The 18,478-nt window shown below is 56.8% G+C and carries 19 protein-coding genes; 11 read left to right on the top strand and 8 right to left on the bottom strand.

The genetic code is table 11. From position 1 onward, the window contains the following. The first annotated feature begins 266 nt into the window (after positions 1 to 266). From LZP73_RS01465 to LZP73_RS01455, 3 genes are all read left to right on the top strand, one after another. A complete protein-coding gene (locus LZP73_RS01465; RefSeq protein WP_234232717.1) occupies positions 267 to 1,187 on the top strand; it encodes a M14 family metallopeptidase in 921 nt (306 codons plus the stop codon). A 310-nt stretch (positions 1,188 to 1,497) separates the two neighbouring features. Next, positions 1,498 to 2,370: a 6-carboxytetrahydropterin synthase gene (locus LZP73_RS01460; protein ID WP_234232716.1), complete on the top strand. Its 873-nt coding sequence runs from the start codon at positions 1,498 to 1,500 to the stop codon at positions 2,368 to 2,370. Between the two features lie 131 nt (positions 2,371 to 2,501). Continuing rightward, entirely contained in the window at positions 2,502 to 3,305 is an 804-nt protein-coding gene (locus tag LZP73_RS01455; protein WP_234233312.1) for a M23 family metallopeptidase, read from the top strand. A 9-nt stretch (positions 3,306 to 3,314) separates the two neighbouring features. On the opposite strand, the gene LZP73_RS01450 is transcribed toward LZP73_RS01455, so the two are convergent. From LZP73_RS01450 to LZP73_RS01440, 3 genes are all read right to left on the bottom strand, one after another. Beyond that, the gene (locus LZP73_RS01450; RefSeq protein WP_234232715.1) at positions 3,315 to 3,578 is read right to left on the bottom strand and encodes a DUF5062 family protein; all 264 of its coding nucleotides are present in this window, start codon (positions 3,576 to 3,578) and stop codon (positions 3,315 to 3,317) included. A 146-nt stretch (positions 3,579 to 3,724) separates the two neighbouring features. Next, positions 3,725 to 4,321, bottom strand: a complete 597-nt coding sequence (locus LZP73_RS01445; protein ID WP_234232714.1) for a VOC family protein — start codon at positions 4,319 to 4,321, stop codon at positions 3,725 to 3,727. Positions 4,322 to 4,406: 85 nt separating this feature from the next. Next, positions 4,407 to 4,916 carry a L,D-transpeptidase family protein gene (locus LZP73_RS01440; protein ID WP_169563011.1) on the bottom strand — a complete coding sequence of 170 codons (510 nt, stop codon included), beginning with the start codon at positions 4,914 to 4,916 and terminating at the stop codon, positions 4,407 to 4,409. Positions 4,917 to 5,130: 214 nt separating this feature from the next. On the opposite strand from LZP73_RS01440, the gene LZP73_RS01435 reads away from it, so the two are divergent. Both LZP73_RS01435 and LZP73_RS01430 read left to right on the top strand, forming a co-directional pair. Beyond that, positions 5,131 to 5,964, top strand: coding sequence for an ion transporter (locus LZP73_RS01435; protein ID WP_234232713.1), 834 nt, complete (start codon positions 5,131 to 5,133; stop codon positions 5,962 to 5,964). Positions 5,965 to 6,025: 61 nt separating this feature from the next. Continuing rightward, on the top strand, positions 6,026 to 7,531 hold the full coding sequence (locus tag LZP73_RS01430; RefSeq protein ID WP_234232712.1) for an MATE family efflux transporter: 1,506 nt from the start codon (positions 6,026 to 6,028) through the stop codon (positions 7,529 to 7,531). 148 nt (positions 7,532 to 7,679) lie between these two features. Here the strand turns inward: LZP73_RS01430 and LZP73_RS01425 are convergent, their stop codons facing one another. Next, a complete protein-coding gene (locus LZP73_RS01425) occupies positions 7,680 to 7,949 on the bottom strand; it encodes a DUF2986 domain-containing protein (RefSeq protein WP_234232711.1) in 270 nt (89 codons plus the stop codon). 181 nt (positions 7,950 to 8,130) lie between these two features. Here LZP73_RS01425 and yqfB point away from each other — a divergent pair, with 181 nt between their 5' ends. Further along, entirely contained in the window at positions 8,131 to 8,448 is a 318-nt protein-coding gene (gene yqfB, locus LZP73_RS01420; RefSeq protein WP_234232710.1) for a N(4)-acetylcytidine aminohydrolase, read from the top strand. Between the two features lie 51 nt (positions 8,449 to 8,499). On the opposite strand, the gene LZP73_RS01415 is transcribed toward yqfB, so the two are convergent. Further along, positions 8,500 to 8,952, bottom strand: coding sequence for a hypothetical protein (locus tag LZP73_RS01415; protein ID WP_234232709.1), 453 nt, complete (start codon positions 8,950 to 8,952; stop codon positions 8,500 to 8,502). A 111-nt stretch (positions 8,953 to 9,063) separates the two neighbouring features. On the opposite strand from LZP73_RS01415, the gene LZP73_RS01410 reads away from it, so the two are divergent. Beyond that, positions 9,064 to 9,753, top strand: coding sequence for an energy-coupling factor ABC transporter permease (locus LZP73_RS01410; protein WP_234232708.1), 690 nt, complete (start codon positions 9,064 to 9,066; stop codon positions 9,751 to 9,753). Positions 9,754 to 9,918: 165 nt separating this feature from the next. Here the strand turns inward: LZP73_RS01410 and LZP73_RS01405 are convergent, their stop codons facing one another. Then, positions 9,919 to 10,275 (bottom strand): glutaredoxin family protein, encoded by a 357-nt coding sequence (locus tag LZP73_RS01405; protein WP_234232707.1) that lies wholly within the window; start codon positions 10,273 to 10,275, stop codon positions 9,919 to 9,921. Positions 10,276 to 10,429: 154 nt separating this feature from the next. Beyond that, positions 10,430 to 13,543: a DUF748 domain-containing protein gene (locus tag LZP73_RS01400; RefSeq protein ID WP_234232706.1), complete on the bottom strand. Its 3,114-nt coding sequence runs from the start codon at positions 13,541 to 13,543 to the stop codon at positions 10,430 to 10,432. Positions 13,544 to 13,815: 272 nt separating this feature from the next. On the opposite strand from LZP73_RS01400, the gene LZP73_RS01395 reads away from it, so the two are divergent. From LZP73_RS01395 to LZP73_RS01380, 4 genes are all read left to right on the top strand, one after another. Next, the gene (locus LZP73_RS01395) at positions 13,816 to 14,817 is read left to right on the top strand and encodes a 2Fe-2S iron-sulfur cluster-binding protein (RefSeq protein ID WP_234232705.1); all 1,002 of its coding nucleotides are present in this window, start codon (positions 13,816 to 13,818) and stop codon (positions 14,815 to 14,817) included. Between the two features lie 179 nt (positions 14,818 to 14,996). Next, on the top strand, positions 14,997 to 15,704 hold the full coding sequence (locus LZP73_RS01390) for a DUF445 domain-containing protein (RefSeq protein ID WP_169563001.1): 708 nt from the start codon (positions 14,997 to 14,999) through the stop codon (positions 15,702 to 15,704). 83 nt (positions 15,705 to 15,787) lie between these two features. Then, entirely contained in the window at positions 15,788 to 16,138 is a 351-nt protein-coding gene (locus tag LZP73_RS01385; protein WP_234232704.1) for a VOC family protein, read from the top strand. A gap of 10 nt (positions 16,139 to 16,148) precedes the next feature. Beyond that, a complete protein-coding gene (locus tag LZP73_RS01380) occupies positions 16,149 to 16,490 on the top strand; it encodes a 5-carboxymethyl-2-hydroxymuconate Delta-isomerase (RefSeq protein WP_234232703.1) in 342 nt (113 codons plus the stop codon). Positions 16,491 to 16,578: 88 nt separating this feature from the next. Here LZP73_RS01380 and asnB read toward each other — a convergent pair whose 3' ends face one another. Next, positions 16,579 to 18,243 (bottom strand): asparagine synthase B, encoded by a 1,665-nt coding sequence (gene asnB, locus LZP73_RS01375; RefSeq protein WP_234232702.1) that lies wholly within the window; start codon positions 18,241 to 18,243, stop codon positions 16,579 to 16,581. Positions 18,244 to 18,478: the final 235 nt, after the last annotated feature.

Genomic DNA, 18,478 nt, shown 5'->3' with positions numbered 1-18,478 from the left:
CTGCAACCCCGGGGCGTGAAGTGTCTATTTTGGCCTTATCTCTTTGCCTGCTCCCTTTGACTTATCTCTTTGCCTGCTCCCTTTGACTTATCTCTTTGACTGGTACCGTTGCCATGGGTCATGACGCTGATCTATGCTTTCCGGCCACGGACAGGGATGCGGCTGTCACTTGGCTCACTCACACAACTATCAGCTCACTTGCACGGCCAGGCAATAGCCGCTATTTTTGGCCCCAATCTGAATCAATAATGACAAAAGGCAGACTCATGCAAAGTTCAAATTCTTATCCCATAGGCACCCCAGGCGAACCTTGGGGAGACGTAGAGAAGGCGACCTGGCTGGCGAGAGCCGGCATCAAACGCTCCTACCGGGAAGAAGTGCTCGACAAGCTTGAATCGCTCGGGACGCGCTTCGAGCGCTTGCAATACGGCGCTCTGTCCTATGATGCCGCGCGCTATCCGCTGCTGGCGCTGAAAACCCTGGGATGGGACAGCAACAAGCCCTGCATACTGATCACCGGCGGGGTGCATGGCTATGAGACCAGCGGGGTGCAGGGGGCGATCAAGTTCCTCGATACCCAGGCCGAAAATTACGCTGAACACTTCAACATCCTGGTGGCCCCCTGCGTCAGCCCCTGGGGTTATGAAACCATCAACCGCTGGAACCCCAATGCCGTGGATCCCAATCGCTCCTTCTACGCCCAGAGTCCGGCCGAAGAGTCGGCTGCCTTGATGCGTCTGGTCGCCTCCCTGGAGTGTGACATCCTGGCGCACATAGATCTGCATGAAACCACAGATTCGGACGAGCAGGAGTTCAGACCGGCACTGGCGGCCCGTGACGGTCGGGACTATGTGGCAGACACAGTGCCGGACGGCTTCTACCTGGTGGGGGACAGTGAAAATCCGCAGCCGGCATTCCAGGAAGCCATCATAGCCGCCGTGAGCGCAGTGACCCACATAGCCCCGGCCGACGCCGACGGCAAGATCATCGGCGAACCCCTGGCGCAACCTGGGGTGATCAACTATCCGGTGAAGACACTGGGACTCTGCAGCAGCCTGACCCATTGCACCTATGGCACCACCACAGAGGTGTACCCGGATAGCCCAAGGGCGAGCGAGCGCGAATGCAACGACGCCCAGGTGGCCGCCATCAAAGGGGCGCTGGATTACATCCTGAGCCAAGCGTAACAGCATGAGCGCTAGGACTAAGCACCGGGCATGAGCACCGGGCCTAAGCCGCAGGTCTGGGCCACCGTCTTGAGCTGCCAAGCGCATCCTAGGATGCGCTTTTTGTTTCTTGGGCCGCGGCGCCGAGCCGATAAAACCAGCGGAATAATGGCCATGGACGAATCATTCCTCGCCGATATGGGCACAATTGATTAGAATGTCCGACACTACATGAGTATCCGTGCTTACGGGCATCAGGGTTCCACCGGCCACTGCCGGCAGGAACCATTTTGGGTCAAGAGGTGGACTGTTTTTCCGCCTGGGAGTTTACATGCAACTGTTTGTCAAAGATTTAACCGTATTGGACTTTTCCTACCTGTGTCCGCAGCGCGGCATGGTAGGGGAAAGTTGGATAATAGATGTGTTGCTCGATGGTGGTCTGGACGAGCAGAATATGGTGCTCGATTTCGCCAAGGTGAAACGCACCATAAAGCAAACCATAGATGCGGTGGCCGATCACCGTTTATTGGTGCCCACTGCCTGTAACCAGGTGCGCTGGCAGCAGCAGGGTGACAGAGTCTGGATGGATTTCGACAGCGAGCAGGGGGGGATCCACCTGGCCTGTCCGGCCCAGGCCTTCGCCCTGGTGCCGAGTGAAGTGATAGACTTTGTCAGCGTGAATCTGTTCCTGCAACAGGCGCTGCGTGAGGCCCTGCCCGCCAATGTCGAAGGCATCTACCTGACCCTGCGCAACGAACAGCTGGATACCCCCTATTACCATTACAGCCACGGGCTGCGTAAACATGACGGCAATTGTCAGCGCATCGCCCATGGGCATCGCAGCCCTGTGACTGTGTTTGAAAACGGCGAGGCGGCCCCCTTCTGGGATGAGTACTGGGCCAGACGCTGGCAGGATATTTATCTGGGCAGTGAGGAAGATCTTGTGTCTGTCACCGAGCTGACCCTGTCGCCCCAGACCCAGATCAGCGATGACAGCCACTACGGCTTCCACTACCAGGCGCCCCAGGGGGATTTTCAGCTCGCCATGCCCAAGGGCAACTGTGATCTCATTCCCCACGACACTACGGTCGAATTGCTGGCCGACTTCATGGCCAGCACCCTGGCGGCCAAAGTGCCCGGCAGCCACTTCAAGGTGATTGCCTTCGAGGGTGTCGGCAAGGGAGCCATCGCCAGTCATGGCTAGCACCAGTATTCAGGCCTGAGCATAGCTCAGGCTTTTTGTTAATGAGCTTGAAGGAGGCAAATGTGCGGCATTTGTTGAGTTGGATCCCACTGGCAACCGGACTGCTGAGTGCCGTTACCGCCGTGGATGTGATGGCCGAGGTGAGTTTTCAGGGCGAGTTTCGCCAGGGCGCTTTGATCCGGGCGGCGGCGCCGGCGGGGACCCGGGTCAGCCTCAACGGCGAGCCACTCAGGGTGACACCCGGGGGGCAGTTTGCCTTCGGTTTCGATCGCGATGCCGGGGCGGAGCAGAGCCTTAGCCTGGTGTACCCGGACGGGCTGACCGAGATTAAACCCCTCAAAGTCGCCAAGCGGCAGTACGATATTCAGCAGGTGAAAGGGATCAGCAAGCAGATAATGCAGCCGGACCCAAAGGCATTGGCGCGGGCAGCCAAAGACAGCGCCGCGGTCAAGGCCGCCAGGGCCACAGACTCGGCGCAGACGGGATTCTTGAGTGACTTCATCTGGCCACTGACGGGCAGAGTCTCCGGGGTCTACGGCAGCCAGAGAGTCTATAATGGCGTCCCCGGCAATCCGCACTTCGGCGTCGATGTGGCGGCCAAGACAGGCACTGTGGTGGTGGCGCCCGCCGATGGGGTGATAAGCCTGGCGGTGCCCGACATGTTTTACTCGGGTGGCACAGTGATCATAGATCATGGTTATGGGGTGAGCTCCAGCTTCCTGCATCTGAGCAAGCTGTACCTCAAGGTGGGTGACGCTGTTAAACAAGGTCAGGCGGTGGCCGAAGTGGGCTCCACCGGCCGGGCCACAGGCCCCCACCTGGATTGGCGCATTAACTGGTATCAGATGCGCCTCGATGCCAGCAGCCTGGTGCCTGCCATGGACCAGGTACTGGCCGCCAAGCGGCGCAAGGCCAGCGCCAAGGCTGGCCGCTGACTGGCGACGCTAATCGTTCAGCAGAGGGTGTTCGGCCGGCAATTGCCGACTGATCCAGAGTATGAGCTTATGTTTCATGTTGGGGCCGTCTTCCTTGTCTTTGGCCAGAGGCTGGATCAAGTTGTCGTTGACCAATAAGCGGTAGATACATTCGACCTTGTCTTTCGGTGACACCCCCTTGTCGAAGTCGGCGAAACCGCGTTTCTTGGCGTAACCTACACCTATTTCCAGTGCCAATTTCAGCAGCTGCGGCTCATGCTTCATCTGTTTCATCGCTGACCTCTCCCTAATCCTGTGTTACTTAAGCCTATTTATCGCCCGAAAAAGCCGAATGGGCAAGCCCATTCGGTCGCAGGCATGGGAGATACGGGATGGTGACGTCTGCCGAAGGCGCTCGGGCGAGCGCCTCTGCTGTTTAGTTAGCCTGGCCTATGCTGCTGTGTCTGGGCTTCGCTGGCGACTATGGCCTGGATTGAGTGGGGGTGCAGCTTGATACACAGGGGCCCGGCCTTGAAGGCGATGGTCGGGTTGGCGAGGCGCTCGCCATCCCCCTTGGGGGAACTGAGCTTAACTTCTATGTCCGTGTCGCCGGCGAGCACAGGGGCCAAAGCGGGCACGCGTGCGAGCAGTTCGGCGGCCAGGGCCTGGCAGTCCCTGGCCTGTGATGGCAACACCAGCTCTATGTGTTCCCAGCCTTCCTGAGGGTAGTGTTTGTCACCCGGGTAGGGCAGCTCTATGCACTCGACAGCCATGGGGCCCAGCTGCAATGGCTCATCCAGCTTAATGATCAATATGGGCCTGCCGTTGATCTTGGCCTCGGAAATCACCTGTCCCCGGCGGCTAAAGGCGAGGCGCAGGGCATCGGCGGCGGCGACACTATTGACCCTGAGGGCCGCGTGATCGCATTCCAGCTGCAACCGGGTCAGTCCCAAACGGGTGATGAATTCCTGTATGGCCTGAACGAATGCCGGCCAGCCGGCATCCAGGGCGTCACTGCTGAGGGGGAGTGCTGTCATTGTGTGCTCGTTAATCATGTTTGTGCTAATGCTTGTGCCAACGCTGCTAGTGCTTATGTTGCTAGTGCCCATGCGGGCGAGCGGCTCAGGGCCAGATCTCTATCGGGGTGCCTGCGTCTATGGCCTGCCAGATCTCATCCATTTCCTTGTTGGTGACCGCGATACAGCCATTGGTCCAGTTGTATCTCTGTGCTTCTTCCGCCGGCAGGGAAGATCTGGGATTCTGGCCATGGATCATTATCATGCCGCCTGGGCTTAACCCCAGTGCCTGGGCCCGCAGCTTGTCTTCTTCATTGGGATAGGAGATGTGGATGGATTTATAAAAGGCGCTGTCGGACTTTTTGTAGTCTAATAGGTAGCGCCCCTGGGGAGTGCGTTGATCGCCTTCCTTGAGCTTATGGCCGGCTGGGGTGTCCCCCATGGCGATGTGATATTTTTTGACTATCTCCCCATTGCGCAACAATACCAGGCTATTCTCGGATTTGGTGACCACCACCAGGTCGACTTTCACTGCGGCGGGGGACGATGAGGCTTGCAGTGGCAAAGACAATAGCTGGCTCAGCAAGACGGCGGCCGATAACAAAGTAAAACGCATAATTCCCTCAAACAGTCGGCAAGTGGTTTAAGCAGTGATTCAAGCATATAGATGCGCATGGGCGACGCGCCATGTTGCCGGGATGATACCCGAAATTATAGGCCTTGTTGACTAGATTATTTTTGAGCCGGGTGCCAATGCGTGGCAGACTGGCACCCTGACGACTGCCAGCCAGTGGTCCCGTGAATGCTTGATAATGGAAGTTAGCAGATATATGTCCAAAGAAAACAATGATGACCATGGCCTTAGGCATAGGCTCAGGGTAGTGATATTCGGCACAGATACCCCGGCCGGGCGCTATTTCGATTTAGCCCTCATCCTATGTATCGTCTTGAGTGTCGCCCTGGTGTTTCTCGATACCATACGCAGCATCAATCAGGAGTATAGCCAGCTGATCCGCGGGCTCGAGTGGGTGTTCACCGTCATCTTTACCCTGGAATATGGCCTGCGCCTCTATAGCTCGACCAAGCCGCTGGCGTATGCCCGCAGTTTCTATGGGGTGGTGGATCTCTTGTCCATATTGCCCAGCTACCTGGCGATCTTTATTCCCGGCGCCAACGTCACCCTGGTCATCAGGGTATTGCGTTTATTCCGTATCTTCCGGGTGCTCAAGTTGTTGCGCTACCTGAGCGAAGGCAATGTCCTGCTCAAGGCGATATTGCAGTCGGGGCGTAAGGTGTTCATCTTCTTCTTTTCCGTCAGCCTGATCATCATGGTGCTCGGTGCCATCATGTATGTGGTCGAAGGACCAGTGAATGGCTTCAGCTCCATCCCCAAGTCTATCTACTGGACTGTGGTGACCATCACCACAGTAGGTTATGGCGATATCACCCCCAAGACCAATCTGGGGCAGGCGATCGCCGCCTTTACCATGTTGCTCGGCTATTCCATCATAGCCATCCCCACAGGGATATTGACGGTGGAAATTTCCCAGGAAATGAATCGCAGCCGCGACCTGCGACGTTGCAGTAATTGTTTGAAGATAGGCCATGAAAACAATGCGTTATACTGTGACCATTGTGGCAGCAAACTCGAGTCGGATGCCTGAGAAGACGATGGCCACTTAGCCAGAATCTCATCTGAAAACTCATTTGGAAACAAGGATAACAATGACCAAGGCTAAATTTGTACAGGGACCCATACTGAACCATATCCTGGTGATGAGTTCGACGGCCGCCGTCGGCATCTCGGCGCTGTTTGTGGTCGATCTGCTGGATATCTTCTTCCTCAGTCTATTGGGGGAGCAGGAGTTGGCGGCGGCGGTGGGCTATGCCGGCAGCATCTCCTTTTTCACCACTTCGATAGGCATAGGTCTGTCCATCGCCTTGGGCGCCCTGGTTTCCCGCGCCATAGGGGCCAAAGATCTCAAGCTCGCCAGGCGGTTGCTGCTCAACAGCGCCGTGGTGACCCTGGTGGTCAGCTTGCTGGTTGCGACCCTGGTGACCAGCTTCATTCCCGAATTGGTCTCCCTGGTCGGGGCGACGGGTCATACGGCCGAGCTTGCGGGCGATTATCTCTACATACTGGTGCCCTCCTTGCCTCTGATCTGCCTGGCAATGGCGCTGGGCGGGGCGCTGCGGGCCGTCGGCGATGCCAAGTTATCCATGTTCTCGACCCTGACGGGGGGCGGAGTCAATGCTATCTTCGATCCCATCTTAATCTTCATGTTTGCCATGGGGATCGAAGGCGCGGCGCTGGCGTCCGTGCTGGCGCGACTGGCTGTGTTGCTGGTGGCCGGGCGGGGGATCATCTTCAAACATAAGTTGTTCGGCCGCTTCGATTGGCCGGCGTTCAAGCAAGATCTCCGGCCGATATTTGCCATTGCCGCGCCGGCCATGCTGACCAATGTCGCGACTCCCATAGGCAATGCCGTGGTGACCCGCGCCATCGCCGACTTCGGCGACGCCTATGTGGCGGGCTGGGCCGTGCTTGGCCGCCTCATTCCCGTCTGTTTCGGGATGATATTCGCCTTATCCGGTGCCATAGGCCCCATAGTGGGGCAGAACTATGGCGCCGGAGAATATGCCAGGGTGCGCGAGAGCCTGACCCGGGCCATCCAGTTCTGCACTTTTTATGTCTTGCTGGTGTCCCTGTTGTTGTTCGCCCTCAAGTCTCAAGTCATTCGGGTATTCGATCTTAAGGGAGACAGTGCCGAGCTGGTGTTGTTTTTCTGCAGCTACATAGCGGTATTCTTCATCTTTTCCGGCATCCTGTTCGTCGCCAACGCTTCCTTCAATAACCTGGGCAAGGCGAAGTATTCCAGTTTCTTCAATGTGGGCAAGGCGACGCTGGGGACCATGCCATTCGTGTATTTCGGTGCGCTATGGGGCGGGGTCCACGGGGTCTTGATCGGCCAGGTGCTGGGATCAGTGCTGTTCGGCGTCTTCGCCGTGATGATGGCCTATCGCTTGGTTGAGCGGGTCAGTTCGTTTGCCCCCGGCGTCATGCACGGCTCAGAGCCTGGCGGGGTCGAGGCGGAAGCCGAGATGAGTCCGATAAGCCCCAATCCCCTGTCTTCGTCATGCACTCAGATGGCGCAGTTGGCGGAGGAGGCCCTGGATGATTCAGTCCCCGAACTGGTCGGCTTCAGCCGGCCGCAGGAGCCTGAGAAATAGCGGAGCGGCGAACTTTGATGCTGAGAGCGCTATCGCAAGCACTAGCGAGAGCGTTCTGGGCATGATGAGCATAAGGGGATAAATAAGACTGAACCCGGACAGGGCCGGGTTCAACTTGGCAAACACTCCGGGACTCGGAGCGGGAAAATCAGGCTTGGCTGTCGCCTGTGGCAGTTGCCGGAACGGCATCTGTGCCCTGGGTTGCCGCTGCTTCGGCTTCAGGGGCATTGGCTTCAGGAGCAGTGGTTTCAGGGGCATTGGCTTCTGCAGCGTCGACCTGCGCGGCTAAACGCGCCCGCTCGGCCTTGGAGATGTAGCGCTCTTTGCCTGAGACACCGACACTGGTGACCTCGACCTTGTTCTGTCTGGCTTTGGCGCGCTTCGCCAGTTTCTTGATGATCTTTTGTTTCTTGTTCATTCTGTCTCTTACATACTTTGGCGACGATAGGGGAACCGTCGCTGTGGCCGGCGGCGCAATCAGGGGCGAATTCTAACGTAAACCGAGGCGGCTGACCATGTTTTGCTTCGATCCCATCTATTGAGTAAGCTTAGGTCTGGATGAAACCGGAATATCTGCATAGACCCTAAGGAGCTGGCGCATGACTCGACCCCTAAAGCAAATGACTTTTTATCATAGATTTGAAAAGGATATTCTCAGTGGCGCCAAGACTATCACCATCAGGAATCATGCCGAGGCGGATCTCCTGCCCGGCGAGATAGTGAGTGTTTCGACCTTCGAAACCGGCCGCTGGTTTTGCAATATTCAGATCTTGTCCGTGACCCCGCTCGAGGTAGACGACATAGATGAACGGCATGCGTTGCAGGAAAACATGCCGCTGGATGAGCTGCAGGCGGTGATTAGCCGCATCTATCCGGATGAGAAGTCCCTGTATATGATCTGTTTCAAGCTATGTTGAGGCCGAGGCCGGCGACCCCTATTTGGGCTCGGCTGCGCCTCTGTCCTTTGCTCATTGCAGGGTAAATTTTTGCCTGTCGCCGGCATCTGCCCCTTCCTTGCACTCGCCGTGAATTTCACCCCGACCATAGGCTATCGAGCGATAGAGCTCTATGTAACCCTGACGGCAATAGCCTGTCATCTCCAGGGTTTTCCCTAACCCAAGTTCTATTTGGGCCGCCCAGTCTGCCAATGCCTGCGCTTGGTGCGCCGCGGCCTGCTGCCTATCTTTGGGGCTCATACCTCCGCCAGCGCGCAGCGGCCGCGCCCCGGCATCTCCCGAGTCAGGCGTCGGGGCGTCGACCTGCCTGGCGCTGTAGGTAAAGAGTTTCAGGCCATTTTCCTTGATGTCGGTGGCGAGCCTGTCCTTGAGCTTGCCGGCATACTCGCCAGGATCCTGGGTGTTGCTGCAGCCACACAAGAGGCCGCAAGTGAGCAAGATTATCCGGGTAAAGTGCTGATTCATCCGAGGTCCATTAAAAACGTCATGATCTTAGTCAAGCAGATTACCTTAAAATAAGGTGTAATATCAGCTGATGAGGTTTTTAATCTACACAGGGATGTAAAGGGGATAGCTTTGATTGACTATTGGTCACATCTGTTCGCCGACATAGATTGGCAGTTCACCCAGGCCGATGCCATAGCGCTGGGGCTGTTGCTCCTGTGGCTGAAGCTCATTTGGCCGGCAGAAGATATCAAGTCGCTGTTGGCGGATAAGTCGCAGCAGTCGCGGTTGTTGTTGACCCTGGTTGGCATCAATGGCTTATGGTTGCTTAACGCCAGCATCATGCCTGGCCTGGATGCACATTTTCTCGGGCTGGTCACTTGCATGCTGATGTTCGGCTGGCGGCTGAGCTGTGTCGCCTTGTTGCTGCCTGTGGCATTTTTCAGCCTCTTGCTGTTCAAGCAACCCGCGGCAATGGGGGCCTATGCCCTGTTCGGTGTGTGTCTGCCTCTGGGGCTCAGCTTCGCGTTCTACAGCTGGAGTTACCATAAGTTGCCGCGCAATCTGTTCGTGTTTATTTTCTGCGGTGCTTTCATCAACGCCGGCCTCTCCATGGTGACTCATGAGCTGGGCTGGGCGCTCTGGCTCTTGCTGGCCACAGACTATGATTGGCCGACCCTGGTGGATAATTACCTGCTCCTGATCCCGCTGCTGGGTTTCCCCGAGGCGCTGCTCAATGGCATGGCGGTGACTCTGTTGGTGGTATATAGGCCGCTCTGGCTGTATGACTATTCGGACAGGGCCTATTTCTGGCGCCAGTGATCTTGGCCTCTCAGCCTGAGTTTGGCGGAAAGCAATGTGCCCACGGGCGTGGGCACATTAGGGTTCTCTGTCATGAGACGTCATGAGCCTCTGCCATGACGCGCTACCATGAGATGCCTTTATGAGAGCCTGGACCAGGCCAGCTCTGGGCTAGGCAAATCAGGGCTAGGCAAATTTGAGTTCTAGGTAGTCTATGATCTCGGATGACTCATACAGCCATTTTACCTGGCCATCGGTCTCGATCCTCAGGCAAGGCACCTGAAGTTTGCCGCCCTGGCTGACCAAGGTGTCTTTGTTGGCGGCTTGTTTGGCATCGATAGTCGCTATGTTCAACCCTTGACGGCGAACGGCACGGCGCACCTTGACGCAAAAGGGACAGGCAGGATACTGATACAGGGACAGGCCTTGGGTCTGGGCATCGAGCGCCGCTTGCTCCGCCTGCGGACGTCGGGGTTTCTTGGGGGCGAAGATAAAGTTAAGGGTTAAAATAATCCGGCCCAAGATCCAGCGAATAATAAACATAGGTTACCTTTAATCCAATCTGTGCTGTGTTGAAAGTCGCAGAGTGTAACCCAAGGGGATTGGGCTTAAAAGGGCAAAGGCAGAAAAGCAAAGGGCGGGGATCCGGCGAACAGGGCCCGCCGGCAAGCCATAAGGGCTGCCGGCGGGTCCTGGCTCATTCCGCGCCTAAGGTCAGTTGGGCTTCCTGGGCATTCTGACTGAGATTGATGCGACTCTCCAGCAGGAATACACGTTCGGGAGCCACGCCCAGGGTGTCGACCAGGTAGGCTTTGACCGCCTTGGATCTCGCCTGGGCCAAATCGCCCAAGTCGTCTTCGCCGGGCTTGATGGCGTTGCGACATAGGTTATAGAGTGCCAGGTGCCAACGGGTCAGCAGCGTCTCTTCGGTCAGTTTCTGCTCGCCGGCCTCGGCGAGGATCTTGGCCTTGATGTCCGCCGGATCCGTCTGCAGCAGGCGCTGATACAGTTGCTGCAATGCCGCGGACAGGGGCCCCTGGGTGGGGAAGTGACTGGCGCTGAGCTTGGCCGGCAACGCCTCGACGTCTATGGCGGCGATTTCTGCCAGTTGGCGTTTTATTTGTGCTTCGGCCAAGGCTTGGCTGTCGTTTTTGGCATCGACTCCCGCCATTATGCTGACGGTGAGCTTGGGACGATCCGCCAGCGCCTTGGCCAGGGTGGCCAGTTTCTCGCCTTCGCTGGCCTCCAGCGTCGCCATGCCTGCGGCAAAGTGGATCTTGTCCAGGGCTTCTTCCGAGCCGAACAAGCCGGCCAACAGGGAGAAGGGGGCGGTCACAGCCTTGGTGATCACATTGGTGAAGGCGGTCAGCACTATGCCACCTATGCTGAAATCCGGTGAATCGAGATCGCCAGAGACTTCCATCCCGAGATCTATGACCCCATTCCTGTCCTGCAGCAGCGCCACCGCCAGGGTGACCGGCAGGCTGGTCGCCAGATCGCTGTCGCTGGGTTTTCCCAGCTCCAGCTGATCTATAACCAGGTGGTTCTTGCCCTTGAGTTGGTTGTTTTCCAGCTGGTAATTGAGTGCCAGGGACAACTGCCCCTTGTCTATGTAATATCCCGCATAGGTGCCCGAATAGGGATTGACCGAGGTCAGCTCGACGTTCTTAAAGTCGAGATCGAGATCCAGGAAGGGCTGCTCCAGCAGGGGGTTGATGTCGCCCTTAAGGGTCACAGGGGCATACTTGTCTATCTTGCCCCGGATATCCACTGAGGCCTTGGTGCCTGGGGTGGAGGACAAGGCGCTTATTTGGCCTTCCAGGCTTTCTATGCTGGCGGCGAAATTGGGGCTGATGCTGTTGTCGGCGAAGAAGGCCGAGCCATTGGCGAAGCTTATCTGATTGATAGTGATGCTGAAATCTTCAGCGGTTGGCGCATCTTTGGTGGATGTTTCCCCCGACTCGGCTTGAGCCGTCACTTCGCTTGCCGTTTCGGCGGCTGGCGGCTGCGCCGCTTGGGCGACCACCAGGTTGCCTATGTTGGTGCTCCTGTCTTCGGCTATGATGACCTTGGCATAGGGCTCGGCGAAGGCGAGCTTGTCAATCGTCAGTTGCCGGGCGCCGGCATCGAACGCCAGCTGCTCGACGGCCAAAGACTGCCATTGCAGCAAGGGCGCCTTAAGCTGCTTATCTTTTATCAGCAGCTCATCGACCCGGGCCGATCCTTTATAGATGGCCTTGCCGGCGGCATCGGCACGCAACTCGCCCTGGGTGCTGAGCGAGCCTGAGTCTATGTCTATGCTGAGGAAAGGCCTGATATAGGGCTCAAATTGCGCCAATGCCAGCTGGGTCAGTGCTATCTTGGTGTCCAGGGTTTGTTGCTGCAGATCGGCCCGGCCCTGGGCCTGCAGTTTGCCCTGTTGGTTGAGCTCCAGCGACAGCTCATAGTCGACAGCCTGACTCAAGTCACTGCGGATCTCACCCGTACTCAAGTTCAGCGGATAGATGCGCCATTGCACCTGCGTCTGGGCGAGCCCTTGCTCGCTGATGTTGATGTCATAGTCCTGCAGGGTGAAGCCGCCTAAGGTCACCAGCCAATTGGCCTCGGCAGCGGTTTTGGCTGTGATGTCGCCGGTCGCGGCGTCTGACGCTATCGCGGTTTGCGCTTCTGCCTGTGGCGCTGGCTTCACCTGCGCGGCTTCTGGTGACTCTTGTTGAGAGAGGGCCAAAAACTTGGGCATGAACAGCGGCAGCAGATCCACCCCGTCCTTGTCTATGGCGGCCTTGAGCATCAGCCCTTGGGTGCGGCTGTCGGCTATGGTAACCCGCTTGGCGGCAAGATCCACTGCTATGCCGTCCAGCGCAAATTCAGGCAGCGCCAGGAGTGTCTGCTCCCTGTGGCTGAACTCGAGCCGCTCCAGGCTCAAGTGTCCCTGGTCGCTTTGCAGTTGCAGCTGTTGGTCCTTATCTTGGCTCAGCTGGTAGTGGCTCTTCAGCCCCAGTTGGCCACTGTCTAGCCTGGCGGCGAATTCGGCGGCGACAAAGGGCCAGAAACGCGTGAGTTGCAGCCGCGCCAGCTGCAGCTCGCCCATGACCCGCAGCGGTTGCAATTGAAATTGCCCCTGCAGCCCTATCCTGGCTTCATCCTGATCATCGATTTGCAGGGCATAGCTGTTGATCGCCTCGGCATCTGCCTCTGCCAGCAAGCCCCGGCTGTCGAATTGCGTCAGCTGCAGGTTGATATCCGGATAGACGAGTTTACCGCCCGTGACCTTGTCTTCGAGTCGCAGTGTGGCGCCCGTCAGCTCAAAGTCGGCTATCTTGACCGGCATTAATGCCGCCGTCTCGGCCGCGGGAGTTGCCGGCGGCGCCTCGCTCTGGAAACGGGTGAGTAGGTCGCTGAAATTGAAACTGGCTTGTGGCGCATCGCTCAGTCTGGCCAGGTTGGCAGACAAGCCTGCTATCTGCAGCCTGTCGAGATCCAGGGCCTGCTGGAAAACGGAGCGCCAAAAATTGACCTCGACGCTGAGGCGCTCTATGGCGGCAAAGTCGGCGTGATCCACTGCATCGACTCTGAACTGACGTATCTCGGCATTGAGCAGGAAGGGATTGATCTTTATCTCGGCTATGCTGACGGGGCGACCCAGCAACTCGCTCAGTTTGGCCGGCGCCTGGGTCTTGAGCAGGTAAGGCGTCAACAGCCCCAACAGGGCGGCATAGAGTAAATAGCCTAACAGGCAGTAACTGGCGACGCGCATAGCGCGCGGCAGGCGGGAAAATCTTTGGGTGAACGATGAGAGTTTAATGCGCATAACCTATGTCAGTATCCGAAAAGTTTGAATGACTTAACAAGTGCCGATTACCGGGGAATTGTCGCTATTCTAACGAATATCATGGGCAGAAAATATGCTTTAGCAGCAGAAATACCGAAAGAGTGCGCCTGCTGTGCTTAAATATAGCTCAGGGGGCAACTCAGACTAAGTTAATATTTAACCTTTTATTGACAATGAGTTAAATCGATTACATCTTAAAGGGTCACAGGGATTGGGGCTCTACTGCGGGTCCTGTAATGGATATAAAGGCAATGACATTATTTTACTGGAATGATGAGGCTTATACCGCCAAGCCAGGGGAAACTGTGTTGGATGCCTTGGTACGCCAGGGGCTGCCGATGAAGTTTTCCTGTAAGAAGGGGCGTTGTCGCAGTTGTTTGGTGCGTCATCTGGAAGGGGATATTTCGTTCGGCGCCCAGCGGGGGTTGAGTGAAGAGTTAACCCAGGCGGGTTATATCTATGCCTGCCAATGTTATCCGAGTGATTATCTAAAATTGGCATCTCCCGCCATCGATGAGTTGTTTGTGCCGGCGCATCTGGTGGACAAACAGCTGATGTCAGACACCATAGTCAAACTCATCATCAAGCCAACTGCCGCTGTGGCTTTCCGTGCCGGTCAGTGTATTAACCTTCGCCGCAGTGATGGCCTGGTGCGCAGCTATGCCATCGCCAGCCTGCCCGATACCGGCACCTTCGAGTTGCATATACGTCATAAACATCCGGGTCTGATGAGCGAATGGCTCTATCACGAGGTCAGGGTAGGCGAGACCCTCGGAGTCCAGGGGCCTTGGGGGGAATGTTGCTATCGGCCCGAATATGGGGACGATAGCCTGCTGCTGGTGGCGGCCGGTGCCGGCCTTGGGCCGGCGCTCGGGATAGTGCGTGAGGCGATAGCGCTCGGGCATAGGGGGCCTATTTATCTGTACCACAGCGGCAGGTATTGCGACGATCTCTACTGGCATAGGGAACTGCTCAAGCTGATGCTGGCGCAAACCAACTTTCATTATCAGGGCTGTGTCACTGCGCCGGCCGAGCAGGCCAAGGTGGATGGGCATAGGATAGTGCTGGGAGATGTCCTGGAGCTGGTTGCCGCCCGCCATAGGGTGACCCGGGAACACCGCATTTATCTCTGTGGAGAACCTCAGCAGGTTGCCAAGGGGCAGGAGTGGGCGTTTCTCAATGGTGTCGCCTTCGACAAGATCCACCTGCTGGCGTTCGATTATCAGGACCTGCGCAAGTACCCCAGGGGCTAACCTCGGATGCCCCAGGCCCTATGTCATGGCTCGGCCGGGTTCTCAGCCCAGGCGGCAGAGATTAGCTGTGTTTAATCCCCTATGAAGTTGATAATATACGTCGGTTTTCGTCGGCGACGCATTGAGCCGAGGATCTTGGTCGCGTGGTTTGGCCGGTTTTTAGCATGGGGATACAGAGATTGAATAAGAGTGTGACTACAAATCTTATCGCAGCCATCCTGGTTTTGGCTGGTTATGGATTGAACAATGTCTTGGTGCTGACTGTTGGGCTGTTTGCCTTGTCGGGAGCCGTGACCAACTGGTTGGCCGTGTACATGTTGTTCGAAAAAGTGCCTGGTCTCTATGGCTCGGGCGTGGTGCCATCGCGGTTCGAAGAGTTTAAGGCCGGGATCTCACACCTGATGATGAAGCAGTTTTTTACCGACGAGAATATCGACAGGTTCCTGTCGGAGAAAGAGTCCGGCGTGGGACAGCTGGATCTGACCCCTGTGATAGAGAAGGTCGATCTGGCACCGGCCTTCGATGCCTTGGTCAGTACCGTGGCCCAGTCTTCCTTCGGCGGCATGTTGGCCATGTTCGGTGGCACCGAGGCCTTGGTGCCACTCAAGGAGCCTTTCATCGCCAAGATGAAAGTGTCTCTGACCGAACTGGCCCAGAGTGAGGCTTTCTTCGAGTTGCTCAAAGAGGAGCTGGAGCAGCCGAATGTGCTGGCGGACATGCGTCATAAGGTAGAGAAAATCGTCAGTCAGCGCCTGGATGAGCTGACGCCGCAAATGGTTAAGCAGATAGTGCAGGAAATGATCAAGACACATCTGGGCTGGCTGGTGGTCTGGGGTGGGGTCTTCGGTGGCTTGATTGGCCTTGCCGCCGCCTTCATCCAGCACTAAGCTGATGACACTCGTGATGGGAGCCTGGGCTCCCGTTTTTACTGCTTACTTTCCAGCAAAGAGTTCAACATAAGGAGCGACGGATGAATCGTCATAACAGTATCAATTATCTCGAAATCCCGGTGAAAGATTTGCCTGGGACCAAGGCCTTCTTCGGCCGGGTGTTTGGCTGGCAGTTCCAGGACTATGGTCCCGAGTACAGCTGTTTCCTCGATGCGGGGATCACCGGTGGCTTTTATCAATCGCCCCTGAGTTTCAACCTGGCCCAGGGTTGCCCGCTGATCGTGCTCTACAGCGCGAAACTGGAGCAGACCCAACAGGACGTGCTCGATGCCGGCGGCACTCTGGTGAAAGGTATCTTCAGTTTTCCCGGTGGCCGCAGATTTCATTTCAGCGACATCAACGGCAACGAATATGCCGTCTGGTCGGAATAAGGTGTAGTAGATGCCACATTGTGTCATAGAGTATTCGGCGCCGCTGGCCGAGGTGCTGGCAATAGATGAGCTGGTGCGGTGCGTGCATCAGGGCGCGATCGCGTCGGCACTGTTCGAGCCGGCATCCATCAAGACCCGCGCCTTGCGTTGCGAACATTTTGCCGTCGGTGAGGCCGCCGGCAGTTTCATCCATATAGGTTTTGCCATCATGCCGGGCCGCAGTCAGGCGCAGAAACAACAGCTGACCCGGGCTGTATATGATCTTATAGCCCATCTTGTCGCCGAGGTGGATAGCCTGACCATGAATATCACCGAACTGGACGATGCCACTTATTTCAAACAAGTGAGCTGACAGTCACGGCCACATTAAATACCCATACGCCAGCTCATTTGAGCTGGCGTATTGGTATCAGGGAGCTTTCAATGTTGGTGGCCGTTACTCAGTAACTGCTGCTGTGTACCGAGCGCACGGCCCGGCCGGACGGATCTATGATGCCCTGCAGGCTGGCATCCCAGGCCAGTGCCTCCGGGGTGGAGCAGGCGACCGACTTGCCGCCGGGCACGGTTTCGGCGGCGCTCGGCAGCGGGAACTGTTCCTCGAAGAAGCAGCGGTAGAAATAGGCCTCCTTGGTTTCCGGGGTGTTGTAGGGGAACCTGAACTTGGCGTTGGCCAGTTGTAAGTCTTCCACCTGGGTCGCCGCATGTTCCTTCAGACCGTCTATCCAGGAGTAGCCCACGCCGTCACTGAATTGCTCCTTCTGACGCCAGGCCACTTCCTTGGGCAGCTTGTGTTCGAAGGCTTGTCTCAATATATGCTTCTCTATGCGACCGTCCTTGGACATCTTGGCCTCGGGGTTGATGCGCATGGCGACATCCATGAACTCCTTGTCGAGAAAAGGCACCCGTGCCTCCAGGCCCCAGGCCGCCATCGCCTTGTTGGCGCGCAGGCAGTCGAACAGGTGCAGCTTGTCGAGCTTGCGCACCAATTCCTCGTGGAAGGCCTGAGCGTTGGGCGCCTTGTGGAAATACAGGTAGCCGCCGAATAGCTCGTCGGCCCCTTCGCCCGACAGCACCATCTTGATGCCCATGGCCTTGATCTTGCGTGCCATCAGGTACATGGGGGTGGCGGCACGTATGGTGGTGACATCATAGGTTTCCAGGTGGTAGATGACCTCCTTGATGGCGTCCAGACCTTCCTGGAAGCTGAAGTTGATCTCATGATGGATAGTGCCTATGGCATCGGCGACTTTCTTGGCCGCGATCAGATCCGGCGCGCCAGTGAGACCGACGGCGAAGGAGTGCAGCTGTGGCCACCAGGCATCACTCTGGCTGTTGTCTTCGACGCGGTGCTTGGCATAGGTTTGGGTGATGGCGGAGATCACCGAAGAGTCCAGTCCACCCGACAGCAAGACGCCATAGGGCACATCCGACATCAGCTGGCGCTTGACCGCGGCTTCCAAGGCGCAGCGCAACTCTTCCTGACTGGCGCCGTTGTCTTTGACCGCCTCATAGTCACGCCAATCGCGGCTGTAATAAGTCACGGGCGCTGCGTCGGCTGAGTGCTGGTATTGCCCCGGCTGGAATTCGGCTACCGATTTGCATACAGGCATCAGCGCCTTCATTTCCGAGGCGACATACAGGTTGCCGGCGCTGTCGCGGCCGGTATAGAGGGGGATGATGCCCATGTGATCCCGACCTATCAGGTAGCTGTCCTTGGCCTTGTCATAGAGCACGAAGGCGAAGATGCCGTTGAGCATGTCGAGAAAATCCACCCCGTATTCTTGGTACAGTGCCAGAATGACTTCGCAGTCCGAGTTGGTCTGATAGCTGTACTTGTCGCCGAGCTGCGCCTTGAGCTCCTTATGGTTATAGATCTCGCCGTTGACCGCCAAGATCAGGCTCTCATCCTGGCTCAGCAGGGGCTGGGCACCGTGTTCTATGTCGACTATCGCCAGGCGTTCATGGGCCAGAATGGCTTTGTCATCGGCATAGATCCCCGACCAATCCGGCCCTCTGTGGCGCAGTAGCTTGGACATTTCCAGGGCGGTCTGGCGCAGCGCCTTGGCATCGGATTGAATATCCAGAATAGAAAAAATTGAACACATAAAGGGGCTCCCACTAAGCGCTGATGAAGATGATGGGTCTTACTCTGCCAGCATTTTTCCTGTGCGGCAAACGTTAATTTTAACTGAATGTCACAAAATAGGCTTATTTGATGTGGAACTTCTTTGTGTTTTGGTTCTTATTGTAAGCATTATTTAGTTAAATGTGGCTTTTGGTGATTATTGTTTATTTTAGCTTGTCGTTTGTTCCCGAGATTTAGCGATTCCGGAACCCGCA

The organism is Shewanella sp. AS16 (assembly GCF_021412365.1).
GTDB lineage: Bacteria > Pseudomonadota > Gammaproteobacteria > Enterobacterales > Shewanellaceae > Shewanella > Shewanella salipaludis.
This window is presented reverse-complemented; position numbering and strand designations above follow the sequence as displayed.

Coding starts and splice junctions, on each gene's coding strand:
- LZP73_RS01465 (WP_234232717.1), top strand. CDS start 267: ATGCAAAGTTCAAATTCTTATCCCATAGGCACCCCAGGCGAACCTTGG.
- LZP73_RS01445 (WP_234232714.1), bottom strand. CDS start 4,321: ATGACAGCACTCCCCCTCAGCAGTGACGCCCTGGATGCCGGCTGGCCG.
- LZP73_RS01435 (WP_234232713.1), top strand. CDS start 5,131: ATGTCCAAAGAAAACAATGATGACCATGGCCTTAGGCATAGGCTCAGG.
- LZP73_RS01415 (WP_234232709.1), bottom strand. CDS start 8,952: ATGAATCAGCACTTTACCCGGATAATCTTGCTCACTTGCGGCCTCTTG.
- LZP73_RS01455 (WP_234233312.1), top strand. CDS start 2,502: ATGGCCGAGGTGAGTTTTCAGGGCGAGTTTCGCCAGGGCGCTTTGATC.
- LZP73_RS01450 (WP_234232715.1), bottom strand. CDS start 3,578: ATGAAACAGATGAAGCATGAGCCGCAGCTGCTGAAATTGGCACTGGAA.
- LZP73_RS01425 (WP_234232711.1), bottom strand. CDS start 7,949: ATGAACAAGAAACAAAAGATCATCAAGAAACTGGCGAAGCGCGCCAAA.
- LZP73_RS01405 (WP_234232707.1), bottom strand. CDS start 10,275: ATGTTTATTATTCGCTGGATCTTGGGCCGGATTATTTTAACCCTTAAC.
- LZP73_RS01395 (WP_234232705.1), top strand. CDS start 13,816: ATGACATTATTTTACTGGAATGATGAGGCTTATACCGCCAAGCCAGGG.
- LZP73_RS01380 (WP_234232703.1), top strand. CDS start 16,149: ATGCCACATTGTGTCATAGAGTATTCGGCGCCGCTGGCCGAGGTGCTG.
- LZP73_RS01400 (WP_234232706.1), bottom strand. CDS start 13,543: ATGCGCATTAAACTCTCATCGTTCACCCAAAGATTTTCCCGCCTGCCG.
- LZP73_RS01430 (WP_234232712.1), top strand. CDS start 6,026: ATGACCAAGGCTAAATTTGTACAGGGACCCATACTGAACCATATCCTG.
- LZP73_RS01460 (WP_234232716.1), top strand. CDS start 1,498: ATGCAACTGTTTGTCAAAGATTTAACCGTATTGGACTTTTCCTACCTG.
- asnB (WP_234232702.1), bottom strand. CDS start 18,243: ATGTGTTCAATTTTTTCTATTCTGGATATTCAATCCGATGCCAAGGCG.
- yqfB (WP_234232710.1), top strand. CDS start 8,131: ATGACTCGACCCCTAAAGCAAATGACTTTTTATCATAGATTTGAAAAG.
- LZP73_RS01440 (WP_169563011.1), bottom strand. CDS start 4,916: ATGCGTTTTACTTTGTTATCGGCCGCCGTCTTGCTGAGCCAGCTATTG.
- LZP73_RS01385 (WP_234232704.1), top strand. CDS start 15,788: ATGAATCGTCATAACAGTATCAATTATCTCGAAATCCCGGTGAAAGAT.